The sequence below is a fragment of the Flaviflexus massiliensis genome (assembly GCF_001375495.1).
In the GTDB taxonomy this organism is placed as follows: domain Bacteria; phylum Actinomycetota; class Actinomycetes; order Actinomycetales; family Actinomycetaceae; genus Flaviflexus; species Flaviflexus massiliensis.
In genome coordinates this window covers 1,743,997-1,760,189 of record NZ_LN831058.1, presented here as the reverse complement: position 1 = coordinate 1,760,189, position 16,193 = coordinate 1,743,997, and the positions used below count along the sequence as shown (strand labels likewise).

Annotated in this window: 16 protein-coding genes; 15 read left to right on the top strand and 1 reads right to left on the bottom strand. The window is 60.9% G+C overall.

Annotated features, from left to right (window positions below):
- The 12 genes from BN1241_RS13050 to BN1241_RS11980 form a co-directional block, all read left to right on the top strand.
- A partial coding sequence (locus tag BN1241_RS13050) for a hypothetical protein (RefSeq protein ID WP_054953785.1) occupies window positions 1-1,646 on the top strand: 1,646 nt, incomplete at its 5' end.
- Window positions 1,643-2,656 (top strand): HAD-IIA family hydrolase, encoded by a 1,014-nt coding sequence (locus tag BN1241_RS12025; protein WP_054953784.1) that lies wholly within the window; start codon window positions 1,643-1,645, stop codon window positions 2,654-2,656. The genes BN1241_RS13050 and BN1241_RS12025, both read left to right, overlap by 4 nt.
- Before the next feature lie 4 nt (window positions 2,657-2,660).
- A complete protein-coding gene (locus BN1241_RS12900; protein ID WP_154665182.1) occupies window positions 2,661-2,813 on the top strand; it encodes a hypothetical protein in 153 nt (50 codons plus the stop codon).
- A complete protein-coding gene (locus BN1241_RS12020) occupies window positions 2,813-3,646 on the top strand; it encodes a TlyA family RNA methyltransferase (RefSeq protein ID WP_054953783.1) in 834 nt (277 codons plus the stop codon). Before BN1241_RS12900 ends, BN1241_RS12020 begins: the two co-directional genes overlap by 1 nt.
- Window positions 3,647-3,660: 14 nt before the next feature.
- Complete coding sequence (locus BN1241_RS12015; protein ID WP_054953782.1) at window positions 3,661-4,482, top strand: NAD kinase; 822 nt, start codon at window positions 3,661-3,663, stop codon at window positions 4,480-4,482.
- The gene (gene recN, locus BN1241_RS12010; RefSeq protein ID WP_054953781.1) at window positions 4,479-6,161 is read left to right on the top strand and encodes a DNA repair protein RecN; all 1,683 of its coding nucleotides are present in this window, start codon (window positions 4,479-4,481) and stop codon (window positions 6,159-6,161) included. Before BN1241_RS12015 ends, recN begins: the two co-directional genes overlap by 4 nt.
- A 4-nt stretch (window positions 6,162-6,165) precedes the next feature.
- Window positions 6,166-7,347 carry a putative cytokinetic ring protein SteA gene (steA, locus tag BN1241_RS12005; protein WP_054953780.1) on the top strand — a complete coding sequence of 394 codons (1,182 nt, stop codon included), beginning with the start codon at window positions 6,166-6,168 and terminating at the stop codon, window positions 7,345-7,347.
- 13 nt (window positions 7,348-7,360) lie between these two features.
- Complete coding sequence (locus BN1241_RS12000; RefSeq protein ID WP_054953779.1) at window positions 7,361-8,380, top strand: copper transporter; 1,020 nt, start codon at window positions 7,361-7,363, stop codon at window positions 8,378-8,380.
- Between the two features lie 101 nt (window positions 8,381-8,481).
- A complete protein-coding gene (locus BN1241_RS11995) occupies window positions 8,482-9,186 on the top strand; it encodes a hypothetical protein (protein ID WP_230198321.1) in 705 nt (234 codons plus the stop codon).
- A complete protein-coding gene (gene murJ, locus BN1241_RS11990) occupies window positions 9,186-10,784 on the top strand; it encodes a murein biosynthesis integral membrane protein MurJ (RefSeq protein WP_054953777.1) in 1,599 nt (532 codons plus the stop codon). Before BN1241_RS11995 ends, murJ begins: the two co-directional genes overlap by 1 nt.
- Entirely contained in the window at window positions 10,781-11,905 is a 1,125-nt protein-coding gene (locus BN1241_RS11985) for a glycosyltransferase family 4 protein (RefSeq protein ID WP_054953776.1), read from the top strand. The genes murJ and BN1241_RS11985 overlap by 4 nt, the downstream gene beginning before the upstream one ends.
- A gap of 310 nt (window positions 11,906-12,215) precedes the next feature.
- A complete protein-coding gene (locus BN1241_RS11980; RefSeq protein ID WP_054953775.1) occupies window positions 12,216-12,842 on the top strand; it encodes an NUDIX domain-containing protein in 627 nt (208 codons plus the stop codon).
- A gap of 12 nt (window positions 12,843-12,854) precedes the next feature.
- Here the strand turns inward: BN1241_RS11980 and BN1241_RS11975 are convergent, their stop codons facing one another.
- Complete coding sequence (locus tag BN1241_RS11975; protein ID WP_054953774.1) at window positions 12,855-13,436, bottom strand: nucleoside/nucleotide kinase family protein; 582 nt, start codon at window positions 13,434-13,436, stop codon at window positions 12,855-12,857.
- 46 nt (window positions 13,437-13,482) lie between these two features.
- Here BN1241_RS11975 and hisF point away from each other — a divergent pair, with 46 nt between their 5' ends.
- Genes hisF through BN1241_RS11960 form a run of 3 tightly spaced genes read left to right on the top strand, consistent with a single transcriptional unit; the run spans window position 13,483 to window position 16,167 of the window.
- Window positions 13,483-14,253, top strand: coding sequence for an imidazole glycerol phosphate synthase subunit HisF (gene hisF, locus BN1241_RS11970; RefSeq protein ID WP_054953773.1), 771 nt, complete (start codon window positions 13,483-13,485; stop codon window positions 14,251-14,253).
- The gene (gene hisI / locus BN1241_RS11965) at window positions 14,253-14,669 is read left to right on the top strand and encodes a phosphoribosyl-AMP cyclohydrolase (RefSeq protein ID WP_082418349.1); all 417 of its coding nucleotides are present in this window, start codon (window positions 14,253-14,255) and stop codon (window positions 14,667-14,669) included. The genes hisF and hisI overlap by 1 nt, the downstream gene beginning before the upstream one ends.
- Entirely contained in the window at window positions 14,647-16,167 is a 1,521-nt protein-coding gene (locus BN1241_RS11960) for a chorismate-binding protein (protein ID WP_054953772.1), read from the top strand. Before hisI ends, BN1241_RS11960 begins: the two co-directional genes overlap by 23 nt.
- Window positions 16,168-16,193 lie beyond the last annotated feature (26 nt).

The following is a 16,193-nucleotide window of genomic DNA, read 5'->3' as shown; positions in this document are numbered from 1 at the left end:
GCAGGGACCGCAGGTTTAATGACCGTGGCGGTCGTAGGTTCGAGGATCGTGGAGATCGCGGTGGACGCCGCTTCGACGACCGCGAACAACGTCAGCACGCGCCTCGTGCAGGAGCGGGCCGTGACGGTCGCGAGCCGGAACCATTCATTCCCGAGGAGATCACGGCAGAGAATCTGAGCAAGGACGCACGCCGTCACCTGCTGTCACTGAACAAGGACAATGCTGACCGAGTAGCTCGTTTCCTTGTCATGGCTGGTTCGCTCATGGATGAGAATCCTGAACTTGCGTACGAACACGCGAAGGCAGCCTACCGTCGTGCCTCCCGCATCGATATCGTTCGCGAGGCTCTTGGTCTTACGGCATACGCCAATGAGAAGTACGGTGAGGCTCTCCGTGAGCTGCGCACGTACCGACGCATGTCCGGAGATATCTCGCACGCCTACCTTGAGGCGGACTGTGAGCGTGGCATGGGTAAGCCCGACCGCGCCATCAAGTACCTGGAAGACATCAACATCTCCGAGCTTGAGCCAGCGGGACAGGTGGAGCTGGCTCTCGTTGTTTCGGGTGCGTATGCGGATATGGAGGAGTTTGAGAAGGGCCTAAAGCTCATCGAGACTCTCAAGGTTGAGTCATTCGATCCGGAACTTCGTGCACCTGTTGAGCAGGTCCGCATGGAGCGCCTGCGTGAACTCGGCCGTGAAGAAGAAGCGGCAGCCGTTGAGGCTCGCTGGTCGCAGTACTGGGATGTTGAGACCATCGAGGTCTATGCAGAGACCATCGAAGAAGAGGAATACTCAGAGGATGCCGATGATGACTCGTACGGTTCAAAGAACTGGGACGAGGAATCAGCAGAATCAGCAGACTCGGCTGACGACTGGGATGGTGAACGCGTAGGCTCCAACCGTTTCGATGACGACAGTGATTCCAACGAGGATGATCTTTCGCATGAGGATTCCGACGACGAATCGGACGATGTCCTCGATGAGGGGGATGACCTCGATGAGCAGGACAGCGAGGATGACGAGCTGGATCAAGCCGTGGATGCAGATGAGACTGTCGAAACCGAGGTTGAAGAAGCTGAGGTTGCGGAGGCAGTTGAGGCAGTGGATGCCGAGCTGACCGTCGCCGATGAAGCTGAGGCAGAGACGGATTCCAGTGTCGAATCGGTGATTGCGGCTGAAGAAGCTGAAATCGAAGCGACGGAAGATATTGCTGACGAGGTTGCTGACGAAGATATTGTTGAGGATACCGATCCGGAGGATGTTGCCCTCGCTGAGACTGCAATCGAAGACGAGCTTGAAGAAGCGACTGCTGAAGTTGTTGAAGAGGTAACCGCCACCGAGGATGCGGAAGACGAAGCTAACCAGTCGTCTGAAGATGTGCTTGATGATGCCTCACTTGAGGACGCGCTTCTTCCCGTTGATGACGTACAGGTCGTAGGTGAACAGACTTCACAGGAAGCAGATTCTTCCGACGAGTCGGAGTCTGAGGAGAAAGAGTCTGCTGAGACTGAAGACGAGTCGGAGCCGGCCACGGAGTCGGATGACGATACGCTTGTCATGTTGCCGGGCATGGAAGACGTGGCCGGTGATGAGGTTCAGGATGACCTGTTTGCTCAATTTGACGATGAAGGGGAAACCAGATGACGTTGAAGTCGTCGGGACAGCTGTCCCAGGCGTACGATGCGGCAATTTACGATCTCGATGGCGTGTGCTATCGCGGGAATGAGCCGATCGATCACGCGGGTGAAGCGATTACGGCCGCTGTGGACAGTGGCCAGAAGGCCGTCTATTTGACCAACAATGCGGCACGGACACCCGCTTCGATCGGTGAGCACCTGCGCAGCCTTGATATTCCTGCTCAGGACTCCGAGGTGTACACCGCCGCGATGGCGGGCGCCGAGTTGGCGACGGAACACATCCCGGCCGGCTCGAAGGTCCTCGTCATCGGTGGCGAGGGTCTGGTGTGGGCTCTCGAGCAGCGTGGTTTCACGGTTGTGAACTCGGCCGATGACGACCCGGCTGCCGTTGTGCAGGGCTTCCACCCGACCGTAGGCTGGCAGGTCATGTCCGAAGGTGCGCTTGCCATCAACAAGGGTGCTGTCTTTATTGCCACGAATCTGGATGCGAGCCTCCCGCAAGAGCGCGGATTCATGCTCGGCAACGGTGCTCTCGTGAAGGCGATTGAGCACGCCACCGGTGTTGTTCCGTTCGCGACGGGCAAGCCCCTCCCGAAGGTGTTCCAGCAGGCTGCCGAGAGCATCTCGGCCGTGACTCCGATTGCTGTTGGCGACAGGCTGAACACGGATATTCGTGGCGCGGTTGCTGCGGGCCTGGATTCCCTCCACGTCCTCACGGGTGTGAATGATGCTCGGGATGTTGCTCTCGCAGTACCTGAAGAGCGCCCCACCTACCTGGCGAAGAACCTGCTCGGACTGAATGAGGAGCACGCTGCTCCCTCGGTGACGGGTAATCGAGCTGAACTTGGTGGGGAATGGGCGGAGGTCACGGACGGTACCCTGTCCGCTTCGAACGCTCTCAATGGTGCGTCGATGGATCTGTACCGTTGTGTGGTGGCGGCCTGCTGGATTGCACTCGACGAGGGCGCGGACCGCGATTCCCTGTTTACTCAGCTGGCTGAACTTCAGGTGAACTAAGGCGATGGAACCTCATCCCGGTCGTGATCTTGACGCAGTCGTAGCAGAACTCACCCCACCCGAAGCGGTGGACGGTGAGGGCCTCGAACGCTCCGCGAAGGCCTTTGACGAGATAGCTCGGGTCCTGTCCGATGCGCTCGGGAAAGCACAGGAGTAGTGGGGCGGCTTCGCAGGATCGATGCGGAGCTCGTGAGAAGGAATCTTGCGAGCTCACGGGATGAGGCTAGGCGTCTCGTCGAAGGCGGCAGGGTCCGCCTCGACGGGGCAACCGTCACTAAGCCTGCCCGGCAGGTAGACCCCGCCCAGGCCATCGTTGTCGACGATACTGACCTGGAGCACTATGCCTCGCGCGGGGCATACAAGCTTGCCGGGGTCTTGGATCTTTTGGGGGACCGTGCTCCCGTCATTGAGGGGCGCAGGATCATTGACGCTGGTGCATCAACCGGTGGATTCACCGACGTCCTGCTCCGGCGGGGTGCCCGCGAAGTTCTTGCCATTGACGTGGGTTATGGGTTGTTGGCGTGGAGGCTGCGTGAAGATCCTCGCGTGACGGTCATGGAGCGAATGAATGTTCGCAACCTGACGCCAGAAGATGTTGCTCCTGCACCGGACATAGTGGTGGGTGACCTTTCCTTTATCTCTCTCACCCTAGTTCTCCCTGCCCTCGTCGGAGCGGTCCGGGAGGATGCCGACTTCCTGCTCATGGTGAAACCCCAATTCGAGATTGGGAAAGAACGCCTTGGCCATGGTGGGGTTGTCCGCAACCTGGATCATCATGAAGAAACGGTAGGGAAGGTTGCGCGGTGTGCGATGCAACTTGGCCTGGACATTGCCGATGTTGCTGCCTCGCCCCTGCCGGGACCGGCAGGCAACGTCGAATATTTCCTGTCGATGCGCCGTGACCATCCGGACCCGGTTACCGACGTGTCGGCCGCAATCCACACCGCCGTCCTCGATGGGCCAGCCCCCGGGCTTTTCGGTAAGGTTTGAACGGAGGAGGTAACATGCGTGAAGTGTATATGCTCGTGCATAGATACCGGCCGGATGCCCAACAATCCGCGGCCCTCATGTCCGATGAGCTGGAGAGGCACGGCTTTTCCGTGCGTCGGTCGGGTCCGCTCGGCAACTCGGAAATCGTTATCGTGCTCGGCGGCGACGGAACCATTCTTGCGGCCTCCGAACTGACACGGGGCACCGAGGTCCCGATTGTTGGTATCAACTACGGGCATGTGGGATTCCTGGCCGAGGTTGAACCGGAGGGCCTGCCCCGCGTGGTTGAACAGATCACGGAGCGAGCATGGACTCTTGATCGGCGCATGACGATGGACATCGAGGTCATGCTTCCAAACGGTGAGCGCGCGATGTCCTGGACTCTTAATGAAGCTGCCCTCGACAAGCACGGAAACCCGATGGTTGAGGTCAGCCTGGGTGTCGATGGTCGGGGAGTTTCGTCTTTTACCTGCGATTCGGTCCTCATGGCAACGCCTACGGGATCCACTGCCTATTCTTTCTCGGCCGGGGGGCCGGTTGTGTGGCCGGACGTGGAGGCAATGCTCCTCGTTCCCGTTGCTGCGCACGCACTTTTTACTCGGCCGCTCGTTGTAGGTCCAAATTCCGAGCTCCAGGTCGTGGTTGATTCTGAGGGGGCACGGTTGGTGTGCGATGGGAGGCGTGACCTTCCCGTGACGGCCGGAACTATCATCACGGCCCGCAAGTCCGATCATCCCGTGTATCTTGCTCGTCTGAACGACACTCCTTTCTCGGGCAGACTTGTAAAGAAGTTCGACCTGCCGGTGGGTGGTTTCCGGGATCGAGGCCGCCAGTGATCTCCGAGGTGAAGATCGAAAACCTGGGGGTTATTGAGGAAGCGACCATCGGATTCTCTGCCGGTTTTACCGCGATTACCGGTGAGACCGGTGCCGGTAAAACCATGCTCCTCAACTCTCTCGGATTGCTCCTTGGTCAGCAGGCCGATGTAAAGAAGGTCCGTCTAGGTGCCGAGCGGACGGTCGTCGACGGCGTGTTCGAGGTACCCGAAACGAGTGATCTCGTTGCCAGCATTGAACAGACCGGTGCCGGAGTCGACCGTGAAGATGACGTTGCTATCGTGACTGTGTCCCGCCATGTTCCCGCCGAAGGCAGGTCCCGATGCTATATCGGTGGCCGCACGGTACCACGGACGACGCTGGGGGAAATGGGTGGCCGGCTCGTCACCATTCACGGCCAGTCCGAGCAGATGAGGCTCCGCTCTTCCTCGGCGCAGCTTGATGCTCTCGATAGTGCCGGGGGAGACGAAGCGCAGGTGGCGCTCAACGCCTACTGGGAGGCCTGGTCCAAGTACCGTGCGTCCCAGACCGCGTTGGAAGAGTTTTTGGCGTCAGCTCGTGACGCTGCTGCACAGCGCCTTGCCTTGACAGCGCTCGTCGAGGCGGTTGACGAGGTCGAACCCGAACAGGGAGAAGAGGATTCGCTACGCGAGCGAATTGAACGGCTCGACTCGATCGAAGAAACCCGCGCAGCCCTCGCGACCTCCCTCGGTGCCCTGTCGGGGGATGGGGAGATGATGCCCGGGGCAACCGACCTCGTTGGCAGGATTGTCGGGAGCATGGTCGGGGTGAAAGAACCCGGCGCCGACGATGTTGCCAAGAGAGCGGAAGCGGTCGAAGCTGAGCTCCGGGATCTCACCCACGTGGTGGGAGACTTGCTGGCATCCCTCGAAACTGGTGAGTCCCTCAACGATCTTCATGCGCGCCGAGCGAAGCTGCGTTCCCTGTCGCGGAAGTTGGGTATGCCAGTCGATGAGGCTCTTGTCGAAGCCGAGAAGGCACGTGAAATCCTTTCCGCCCTCGATGATCCCGAATCGCGCCAGGCACAGCTGGAGGAAGACGTCGAGCGAGCACGTGCACGGGTCGAGGATCTGGGACGCGCACTGTCCAAGGTGCGGGGTCGCGCCGCTACACTGCTCGCTTCTAGCGTCAATGAAGAACTGACCCAGTTGGCTCTGGGACGAGCTGAGATCGCGATTGATGTGGAGGAGATTGAGCCGCGAGCGGATGGCATGGACCGCGTGACGTTCATGTTCAAACCCGATTCCCACGCGGCGAAGGTTCCGCTCTCCCAGTCTGCCTCCGGCGGTGAGCTCTCCCGCATCATGCTCGCCATCGAACTTGTGCTTGCCAAACTTTCGCCCCAAAGCCCTCCTACGTTTGTGTTTGATGAGATCGATGCTGGCGTGGGCGGTGATTCGGCCAAGGCAATCGGAGCCCGATTGGCTGATCTTGCTGCACACGCTCAGGTGATTGTCGTCACCCACCTGGCGCAGGTTGCGTCCTTTGCGGACCATCAGGTGGTGGTGACGCGAGGGGAGAAGGCGACCAGGGTTCGGGCTGTTGCCGGTGAAGAACGGGTCAACGAGCTCGCACGGATGCTGTCCGGATCAGCGGATTTGGATTCGGCCCGTCGACATGCCGCTGATCTCCTTTCAGAGTCGACCGTGGGACGATAGAGCCGTGAAATGGAACTTACGTCGCCGAGGTAAACCCACCGAGCCGGACCAGCTCGGTGGGTACGCGAAGGTGGATTCCCGCACGAAGCGGTTGACAAAGCGCCTCACCGTAGGTGAGGTCGCCATCATCGACCACGAAGATATTGACCGGGTTTCCGCCGAGGCTCTCGTTGCGTGCGAACCGGTCGCGGTCTTGAATGCTGCCAAGTCCACCTCGGGACGGTACCCGAATATGGGGCCGGGTATCCTGCTCGCCGCCGGCATCCCCCTCATTGACGACCTGGGTTCACAGATCATGGATGTTGCCGAAGGGACAAGCATTCATATTGAGGAGGACGGTTCCGTCTATCGTGGATCCGAACTCGTTGCCGAAGGTGTGTGGCAAACCTCGGACCTGAACGAATTGGCGATGGAAGAAGCCCGGGCAGGGGTCTCGACCCAGCTATCAGCGTTTGCTCACAACACGATGGAGTACCTGGAGCGAGAACACGACCTCATCCTCAACTCCGTTGGTATTCCGGATGTGCGGACCGAGTTTGATGATCGCCAGGTTCTCATTGTGGTGCGCGGCTATCACTACAAGGACGACCTGAACTCGCTGCGTGCCTACATTCGCGACTATCGCCCGATCCTCGTGGGGGTTGATGGGGGAGCGGATGCCATGCTTGAGCTCGGTCTCGTCCCCGATGTCATCGTGGGTGACATGGATTCGGTGTCGGATCGTGCGCTGGCATGCGGGGCGGAGGTCATCGTTCATGCGTACCGTGACGGGCGGGCCCCCGGCGTTAAACGCGTTGAGGAACTCGGTGTGCCCTACGTCGTGTTTCCGATGACCGGCACGAGTGAGGATGCCGCAATGATTCTGGCAGACTCGAAGGGCGCAAAGATTATTGTTGCCGTCGGGACACACTCTTCCCTGGTTGAATTCTTAGATAAGGGACGTGAAGGCATGGCCTCAACGTTCCTCACCCGCCTCAAGGTTGGTGGCCGGCTCATCGATGCGAAGGGAGCCTCCCAGCTCTACCAGTCCAGGATCTCCTCCTGGCAGCTTGTTGCGCTCGTTTTGGCGGGAGTGTTCGCCATGATTGCGGCAATCACGACAACGGATGTGGGACAGGCGCTGTGGAGCCTCGTGCAAGCGTGGTTCTCGGACGTGTGGAATAACATAACCGGAATATTTGGTTGATTGAGAGTACGTCATGGTTGATTTTCGGTACCACCTTGTCTCACTGATCGCGGTGTTTATGGCGCTCGGGATCGGCGTGATCCTCGGGGCAGGCCCCCTGCAAAACTCCATCGGGTCTGTCTTGACCGACCAGGTTGACTCGCTACGCGACTCACGAAATGAGGCGTGGGCCCAGGCAGAAGAATCGCAGCGCGAATCGGATGCCTACCGTGAGGGAATGGAAATCCTGTCCGAGGACGTTATCGCAGGCACGCTCGAGGGACAGAACGTGACGATCGTGGCGCTTCCGGGAGCGGGCGACGATGCGATCGCTACCCACCGTGAGAATCTCGAGGCCGCCGGTGCGAGCGTCACGGGCACGCTGCGGGTCACCGAAGAGTTCTTCTCCGAAAGCGGCGCCAGCTACCGCACCGCACTGTCCGGCCAGCTCGATACCTACGTGGAGCCCGCAGACAACCCCATGGGTACCCTCGTCAGGGGCCTGGAGCTTATTCTGACAGGCACGGACCAGTCGGCAAGCACGCTGCTGGAGGTCTACCAGTCCTCCGACAATGCTCTCATCGAGGTTGTTGATCCGGTGACGGCACCGGCCGATGCGATCCTGTTCCTTGGTGTCACAGCCGACGAGATCCCCGAAGAACCCGACACGAACCGCGACGCGATCATCGCCAACGGTGCTGAATTCTTTAGTGCAATCGAGCTACCGGCCGTCTACAGCGCCGATGGTCAGGCCGGCACTCTGCTCGCCACGCTCCGCGGTGAGGGGAGCGTCTCGACCGTGGATTCACCGATGGATGCGACCGCGCTCATCAACGTTCCTTTCGCTCTCACGCAAGAGATCTCGGGGAACGCGGTGGCGTGGGGAATGGCTGAGGGAGCGGAAACCGTTCTCGGTTCCCCGATGCCCATCCAGGCAGTCTCGGAGGTACCTGTCGATGAGGGGACAGGGACCGATCCCGCCAACCCGGATAGCACGGATCCGACCGACGCGGGCACGGACGGTACGGAAGAAACAGATCCGGCCACACCATGATCGGCACCAACATTCTCCGGGTTCTTGCCGGCTTTTCTACCCGCCACCTGCCGTCCCCTGCCTCACCTTCCTGGCAAAGGACGAACTTTCGCGGAGAACCCGTGTCGCTCTGCGGTGGGCTCAACGTGGCAGCCGGAGTTGTTAGTGCGTCACTACTCACCCCCGGCCGCATGGGCACGGCGGGTGCGATTGCGGGAGCGAGCGGCGCACTTGCCGGACATATTGACGATCATCGCGAGCAGGACTTTGCCACCGCCAAAGGACTCTCGGGACACCTCAGTGCGTTAGCGAACGGGCAGGTCACGACCGGGGTATTGAAGATCGGCATCATCGGTACAGGTGCCGGAATATCTGCCCTTGTCCTGCGAGATGGGAAAGATCAGAATTCCAGTGCCCCGGTCGAGGTGGCCGACTGGGTGATCCGCGTAGTTGCTATTGCGGGCAGCGCCAATCTCCTCAACCTGCTCGACCTACGTCCCGGCCGGGCACTCAAGGCCGCGACCGCTCTCTCCATTCTTGTTGCACCTGGTCATGGTGATGTTCGGCCGCTTCTTTCGGGCGTGACTGGCACGGTGGCCGGGGCCCTGCCATCCGATCTTGCCGGCAAGACCATGCTCGGTGATCTGGGTGCGAACGCCGTGGGCGCTGTCATCGGGGTTGCCGCTGCCTCCCATCCCTCGCGTGCGGTCCGGCTGCTCGCAGCCGCAGGCACGGTCGGTCTTATTCTGGCGTCGGAGAAGGTGTCTTTCAGCCGCGTCATCGAATCGAATCGAATACTGTCTGCCGTGGACCGCTGGGGACGATAATGGCGAAGCGGGGACTGTTGGCGTCGGTCGCGGGAGCAGCCGGCGTCATTGCCATTCTCACCCTCCTGTCACGGGTGGTGGGATTTGGTCGGACCGTTGCCGAGTCCTGGGTGCTCGGCGCTACACCGATCGCTGACGCCTACTCGACCGCAAATAACGTTCCAAACGTCCTGTTTGAGGTGGCGGCGGGTGGTGCGCTCGCGGGCGTGGTGGTTCCTCTCTTGTCGCGGGCGATCGCACGCCAGGATACTGACGAGGCGAATAGGATCGCTTCGGGCCTCCTAACCTGGGTGCTTGGACTCGGTATTCCCATCGCACTTGCCGTTGTCCTACTCTCGGGCCCCGTGGCGGGGGCACTTCTGGGCGGTCGGGATCCGGATGTCCAGGACCTTGCCTCCACCCTGCTGACAATCTTTGCGATTCAGGTGCCGATGTACGGCATGTCCGTCGTGCTGAGTGGTATCTTGCAGGCCCACCACAGGTTTGTTCTGCCAGCGCTGGCACCCATGCTGTCCTCCGTTGTCGTCATCGGTGCGTTCGTCATGTACTGGTTGAGTGGAGGGCGGGACCTGACGGACCCGACGCAGGTTCCGACCGGGGCACTCATGTGGCTGGGGTGGGGTACCACCGGTGGCGTCGTGGCCTTCACCCTGCCGCAAGCCATCGGCGTCATGCGCATGGCTCGCCTGCGCCCCACATTCCGTTTCCCCAACGGCCTGGGTCGTACGGCCCTCAAGATGGCATCGGCTGGCTTTGGCGGGCTCATAGCCCAGCAGACAGCGATCGTCCTCATCATGGTCGTGGCCAACAATGTCGGCGGTGAAGGTACCTACCCGATCTTCAAATACGCTCAGGCCCTCTACTTCCTGCCGTACGCGATCCTCGCGGTGCCGATTGCGACGGCACTCTTCCCACGTATTTCCGAACGCGCCGCACTGCCGGACCGGCCCGGCCTGGAAAAACTCACGTCGGGTTCGATCCGTCTCATCGTCACTACCTCCGCCATTGGTAGTGCTGTCTTGGCGGCGATTGCACCGGCGGCGGAAGTGATCTTCACGGTGGTGTACGACATGCCCGAGCTGGACCTGATTGTCACGATCCTGTCAGCCGGCGTCATTGGATACTCTCTCCTCTACCACACTTCACGTGTTCTCTACGCGATAGGGGCTCCCGGTCAGGTTCTCCGCATCACCGTCACCGCCTGGCTCATCGTCTGCGCAGGTGTGCTGATGGCACTCCCATTGACGGACAGCAGGCAGTCCACGCTCGTGGTGTTGGCGCTCGCAAACTCGGTGGGCATGACGGTGGCTGGCGCCCTCGGCGTGAGGGCATGCCGCGCCCAGATCGGGTCCGCGGTGACGGCTGGGCTTGGCAAGTCCGCAGCATTGGCTGTCTCATTTTCGCTGGTCTCGGCGTTTTTTGGGCGTCTCACAAACGATCTCGTCCTAGGATTGGGGGACGGTATTGGGATTGCAATCGGAGCCGCCATCGTCGGCGCACTCTGCGCAGCCACGATACCCGTTATCGTCACTAGCTTGACGGGCCGATCCGTGTGGCAGGTGAACTCATGGGTTGATGATGAGAAAGGGGTGCTGTGAACATTGTCCAAGTTGTTCTGTCGGGCGATGGAGCCATGGCAGGGCATGTCGCCACCCTTTCGGAACACCTCCGGCTAGCGGGCCATGACGTTGTTGTCGCAGCCGATGCTGAAGTGCTGGCAGGCTGGGACATGGGGGCATCGATCGAGATCCCCGCACGGCTATCGGGAACCCAGGTCCGTCTCATCCGCCGTCTCGTCCGCTCCACCGACATCGTCCACGCCCACGGTAATAACGGCGGATTGCTCGCGGCAACCCTGCTGACCGAACGGCACAGGCCAGGATTCATCGTTTCGTGGCACGCTCGCACGAGTGACGGTCGGGCACGGCTCACGGCGCCCCGTGTCGACTCCTTCGGCATCCGCCTCGCCGATGCGGTATCGGGAACCTCACCGGACCTCGTGGCGCTCGCGAATGAAGCGGGAGCAAAGAAAACCTGGCTCGACTACGTACCGAGCCCCCTGGTCCCCGAACTTTTGAGGAATGATCGGCCGGGAGAAAAAGAACGCCTGCAGCGGCGCAAGGCACTCTTTGCCACCCTGTCGGACGTGGCGAGCCCGGGACGGGACATCGACCCAAGCAAGCCCATGGTCCTGACGGTCTCCTCCCTCATTCCCCGCAAGAACGTCCTCAGCACCCTGGAAGCCGCTACCGCGCTCCGCGAGGAAGTCACCTGGGTACTGGTGGGCAGGGGAGACCTGTCGATCGACGACCAGCTGCGACTGGGTGCCATCTCATCTCGCGCACCGCTCGTGCTCGCGGGAGAACGCAACGATGTCGACAAATGGCTGGCGGCGGCCGACGTGTTCGCGCTTCCGTCGGTTTGGGAAGCCCGGCCCTTGGCTGTGCAGGAGGCCATGTCCGCTCAAGTGCCAGTTATTGCCACCCGCACCGGCGGAATCCCGGACCTCCTTGAAGGAGCCGGAATCCTCTTCGATGTTGATGACATCGCCGCCATGGTCCACGGGGTCCGCCGTTTGCTCGCCGAACCCGAGCTGGTCACGTCCCTCACCACTGCCGCACACGCGAGGATCTCGGAACAACCGCAGGCAGCAGATATATCTCGGCAGTGGATCGAACGCTACCGCATCGTTGCCGAAGCGAAGGGCATTGCCACCTAGCATCCGATCCGCACTCCCACGTGCCACAATCAGCCCCCAAACCCGCCTCAATCAACCGATAGCACAGATGTTCGACAATGGGTTGGTGAGTGAGATGCGGTCTAACTAATACTGGAATCACCCACCTTCGGCAATGACCTGCCGCGGTCATGTTGCGCCTCGAGCACTATGCTGGACAGGAACATGCTGGCAGGGAAGGCTCACGTTCGGTATGCGTTAAGAGGTAACGAAACAGCTTGCCTGTCCCGCTCATGACTACCATGTGGGTGACGGATGCCAGCGCCCGGACCGAACACCTAAAGAGAGACGAATGAAGGGGAACACCGTGCAGGACCGCAAACACCGGAGACACAGCCTCGTGAACCGAGAAACCATTTACGAAGGCAATGTTTTCTCGTTCGTATCCGACGATCTCACCCTCGAAGGCCACAAAGAAACGATCCGGCGTGAGTACATCGCACACCCCGGGGCTGTCGCCATCGTTCCACTGCGCGAAGGAGACAATGGTCCCGAGGTTCTGCTCCTCAGCCAATACCGTCATCCCGTCGAAGCGGTGCTGTGGGAGATCCCGGCCGGGCTTCTTGACAAGGACGGTGAAGATCCGCTCGCCGCTGCGCAACGCGAACTTGCCGAGGAAGCGTCACTCGATGCCGCAAGCTGGCGTGTTCTCGTTGACCTGTTCTCCTCACCCGGTTGTCTTTCGGAAAGCCTCCGCGTCTTTCTCGCCCGCGATCTCAGCTCAACAAGCCTCGAATACGAACGCACCGAGGAGGAGGCAGACATGGAATACGAATGGATCCCGCTGGCCGAGGCCGTGCAACTGGCGCACTCGGGTGCCATCCACAACGCGACCACAATTATCGGGCTCCTGTCGGCCGCATCGGCGCTCGCGGGCTACGGGGAGTTGCGGGAACCGAATGCTCCCTGGATGAGATAGGGAAGAGATCCGTTAGGCTTCGTGGACGGGCGACAGGTGATCGGTTGGGGTTGCGGAGTTCCCTTCGCATGAGAAGCGATAGGTTGCGTGCTCCCGAGAGTCGTGATTGGTGAGGAGCCTGAGCTCCTGGGACTCCCACTCATCCCAGTGTTCTGACCAGTCGTAGGGGTCTCGTTCGGACACGCGTTCTTGGCGGGTTTCCCGGTCGCAGTCGAGCCACACGGCAATGTCCGCGGGGATCTGGCCGGAACCGGATCCGACAATGAGAAGAAGTGGTTTGGGGGAGAGCGTGATCGGCTCTTCCAGTGTCTCTGTCCACCAGTTCCACGTCCTCGTGGTGGCAGGGCCGTCACGGAGTTCTTCGGCTAGTTCCTTCACCCTGTGGACGGCTACCTCGAGATCGCCCCAGCCTCTTGCCCACAGTTCCACCTCCACAAAAAGGACGGCAACATCCCTACCATGGAATTCACGGACAAGGCGCTCACCGAGGGACGTCTTCCCAGCACCGGAGAATCCGTCGATCGTGACGGTCACCATCTCCCCACCCGCCTGTGACAGCGAGTCCGCGATATGGTCGACAAGGGCTTGATACATAGGGGATATCCTAGCCTTGAGTAACCCATTCCAAGGAGCTGACCACATGAGCGTTGCACTGCGCGTAATTCCCTGTCTCGATGTTTCGGGTGGACGGGTCGTCAAAGGCGTCCATTTCCAAAACCTGGCCGACGCCGGTGACCCGGTTGAACTCGCGCGAGTCTACGGCATTGAGGGAGCGGACGAACTGACGTTCCTTGACGTGTCCGCATCCGTCGAGGACCGGGGCACGATGATGGACGTGGTGACAAAGACCGCCGAACAGGTGTTCATTCCCCTGACCGTTGGGGGAGGCATACGCAGCGTTGAGGACGTTGCTCGCCTACTCCAGGCGGGGGCCGACAAGATCTCCGTTAACACCGCAGCCATCACTCGTCCCGACCTGCTCAGCGAGATCGCGACCCAATTCGGTAGCCAGGTGCTGGTGCTGTCGGTTGATGCTCGCAGGACCGAAACCAGCGGTGTCGCCCCCTCGGGCTTTGAAGTAACAACGCACGGTGGACGCACCTCGGCGGGCCTGGACGCGCTTGCCTGGGTCAGGGAAGCACAGGATCGTGGCGTGGGAGAAATCCTGCTCAACTCCATGGACCACGACGGCACCACGAAGGGCTTCGACCTGGACATGACGAGCCAGGTACGCGAGATCTGCTCAATCCCCCTCATCGCCTCCGGCGGGGCCGGCACCGTCGAGGATTTCATCAACGTTGCCCGCATCGGAGTCGATGCGGTCCTCGCTGCCTCCGTCTTCCACTTCGGCACCCTCACGATCTCCCAGGTCAAGGAAGGCCTGCGAGAAGCCGGAATCGAGGTCCGCTGATGACCGGGAACGCTGGAAATGATGGGAACTCCCTGGCAGAAACATCAGGCGTGAGTCCCGCCCGCGACCTGTCGGTCGTCACGTTTAATGATGTGGGGCTCGTTCCCGCCATTATCCAAGACCACGAGAATGGTCGCGTGCTCATGATGGGCTGGATGAATGAGGAAGCGCTCACCCGCACACAGCAATCCGGCAGGGTCTGGTTCTGGTCCCGATCACGGGGCGAGTACTGGCGCAAGGGCGACACTTCCGGGCACAGACAGTACGTGCGCGGCATCGAATACGACTGCGATGGGGACACCCTCCTCATCCAGGTGAAGCAGGTGGGTGCGGCCTGCCATACGGGAGCCCGCTCCTGCTTTGACAACAGAACACTGGAGGCGGTGACCGACCATGACGAACCCAACCTGGGGTGACATCTATCCCGGCCGAGAAGAATTCCTCTCGCTCGCTCAAACCCGCAGAGTCGTCCCCGTCACGATGCAGCTCCTCGTTGATGACACGGCACCCTCGAGCATCTACCGCAGGCTCGCAGCCGGCAGGCCCGGCTCCTTCATCATGGAATCCGCCGAACAAAACTACTGGTCCAACTGGTCCTTCGTCGGCATCTCCTCCTCCGCCTACCTCACCGCCCGTGACGGCAAAGCCGCGTGGACGGGAGACGTTCCCGACGGACTCAAGAGGTCAGGAACGACGATGGAGCTCCTCGCCGACGCCCTCCACCACCTCAACTCCGAACCCCTACCGGGGCTTCCTCCCATGACCGGGGGACTGGCCGGAGTACTCGGCTGGGACGTGCTCTACGACTGGGAACCCACCCTGAAGAAGAACGCACCCGCAGAACACGACACCCCCGACGTCGCCATGTGCCTAACCGAGGAACTCGTCGCCATCGATCACCGCAAGGGAGTCGTCTGGCTCATCGCCAACGCCATCAACCGCAACGGCCGCCCGGAAGGTGCGGACGCAGCCTACGAACGGGCAGTGGAAAAGCTGGGGGAGATGAAGGAGGCGCTCCAGCGCCCCCTACCCGCACGCGCACTCGCCCAGCAGACCGGCCCACTATTGCAACCGGTCATGAGAGTCGCACCGGAAGAATTCCAGGAAGCGGTCCGACAAGGACAGCAGCACATCACCGACGGAGACGTATTCCAGGTCGTCCTCTCCCAACGAGCCGACATCGAATGCACCGCCGATCCCCTTGACGTCTACCTCGTCCTCCGGTCCATCAACCCGTCCCCCTACATGTACTACTTCAACTTCGAGGGCGACAACGGACCCTTCGCGGTTGTCGGATCCAGTCCCGAAACGCTCATGGCCGTTCGCGAAGGCCAGGTCCGCACCTTCCCCATCGCAGGGTCACGCCCCAGAGGAACCACCCCGCGCGAGGACCGCGAACTGGCCGAGGAACTGCTCAAGGATCCCAAAGAGATATCCGAACACGTCATGCTGGTCGACCTGTCACGCAATGATCTCGCGAAAGTATCCAAACCCGGCAGCGTCGAAGTCACCGAGTTCATGGACATCGCCCGCTTCTCCCACATCATGCACATCACCTCAACCGTCACGGGCAGGCTCCGAGACGATGTCACTGCGGTGGAGGCGCTCGCGGCCACGTTCCCAGCAGGAACGTTGTCCGGTGCTCCGAAGGCATCGGCAGTCAACATCATCGATAGTCTGGAACCCGCCCGGCGCGGCATCTACGGGGGAGTGGCCGGCTACTTCGATTTCGCAGGCAACGCCGATCTTGCCATCACAATCCGCACGGCCGTCATCTCCAACGGCAAGGCTTCCGTCCAATCCGGTGCGGGAATCGTGGCAGATTCGGTTCCCGAAATGGAAGACCTCGAGACGAGAAACAAGGCGGCCGCAGCACTGCGTGCCATCCAGATCGCCAATTCTCTCGTCTCATAGTGGGGGAGCCGTGAGGACAGCTCCCG

Coding starts and splice junctions, on each gene's coding strand:
- BN1241_RS12025 (WP_054953784.1), top strand. CDS start 1,643: ATGACGTTGAAGTCGTCGGGACAGCTGTCCCAGGCGTACGATGCGGCA.
- BN1241_RS12900 (WP_154665182.1), top strand. CDS start 2,661: ATGGAACCTCATCCCGGTCGTGATCTTGACGCAGTCGTAGCAGAACTC.
- BN1241_RS12015 (WP_054953782.1), top strand. CDS start 3,661: ATGCGTGAAGTGTATATGCTCGTGCATAGATACCGGCCGGATGCCCAA.
- BN1241_RS12000 (WP_054953779.1), top strand. CDS start 7,361: ATGGTTGATTTTCGGTACCACCTTGTCTCACTGATCGCGGTGTTTATG.
- murJ (WP_054953777.1), top strand. CDS start 9,186: ATGGCGAAGCGGGGACTGTTGGCGTCGGTCGCGGGAGCAGCCGGCGTC.
- BN1241_RS11980 (WP_054953775.1), top strand. CDS start 12,216: ATGAAGGGGAACACCGTGCAGGACCGCAAACACCGGAGACACAGCCTC.
- BN1241_RS11975 (WP_054953774.1), bottom strand. CDS start 13,436: ATGTATCAAGCCCTTGTCGACCATATCGCGGACTCGCTGTCACAGGCG.
- hisF (WP_054953773.1), top strand. CDS start 13,483: ATGAGCGTTGCACTGCGCGTAATTCCCTGTCTCGATGTTTCGGGTGGA.
- hisI (WP_082418349.1), top strand. CDS start 14,253: ATGACCGGGAACGCTGGAAATGATGGGAACTCCCTGGCAGAAACATCA.
- BN1241_RS11960 (WP_054953772.1), top strand. CDS start 14,647: ATGACGAACCCAACCTGGGGTGACATCTATCCCGGCCGAGAAGAATTC.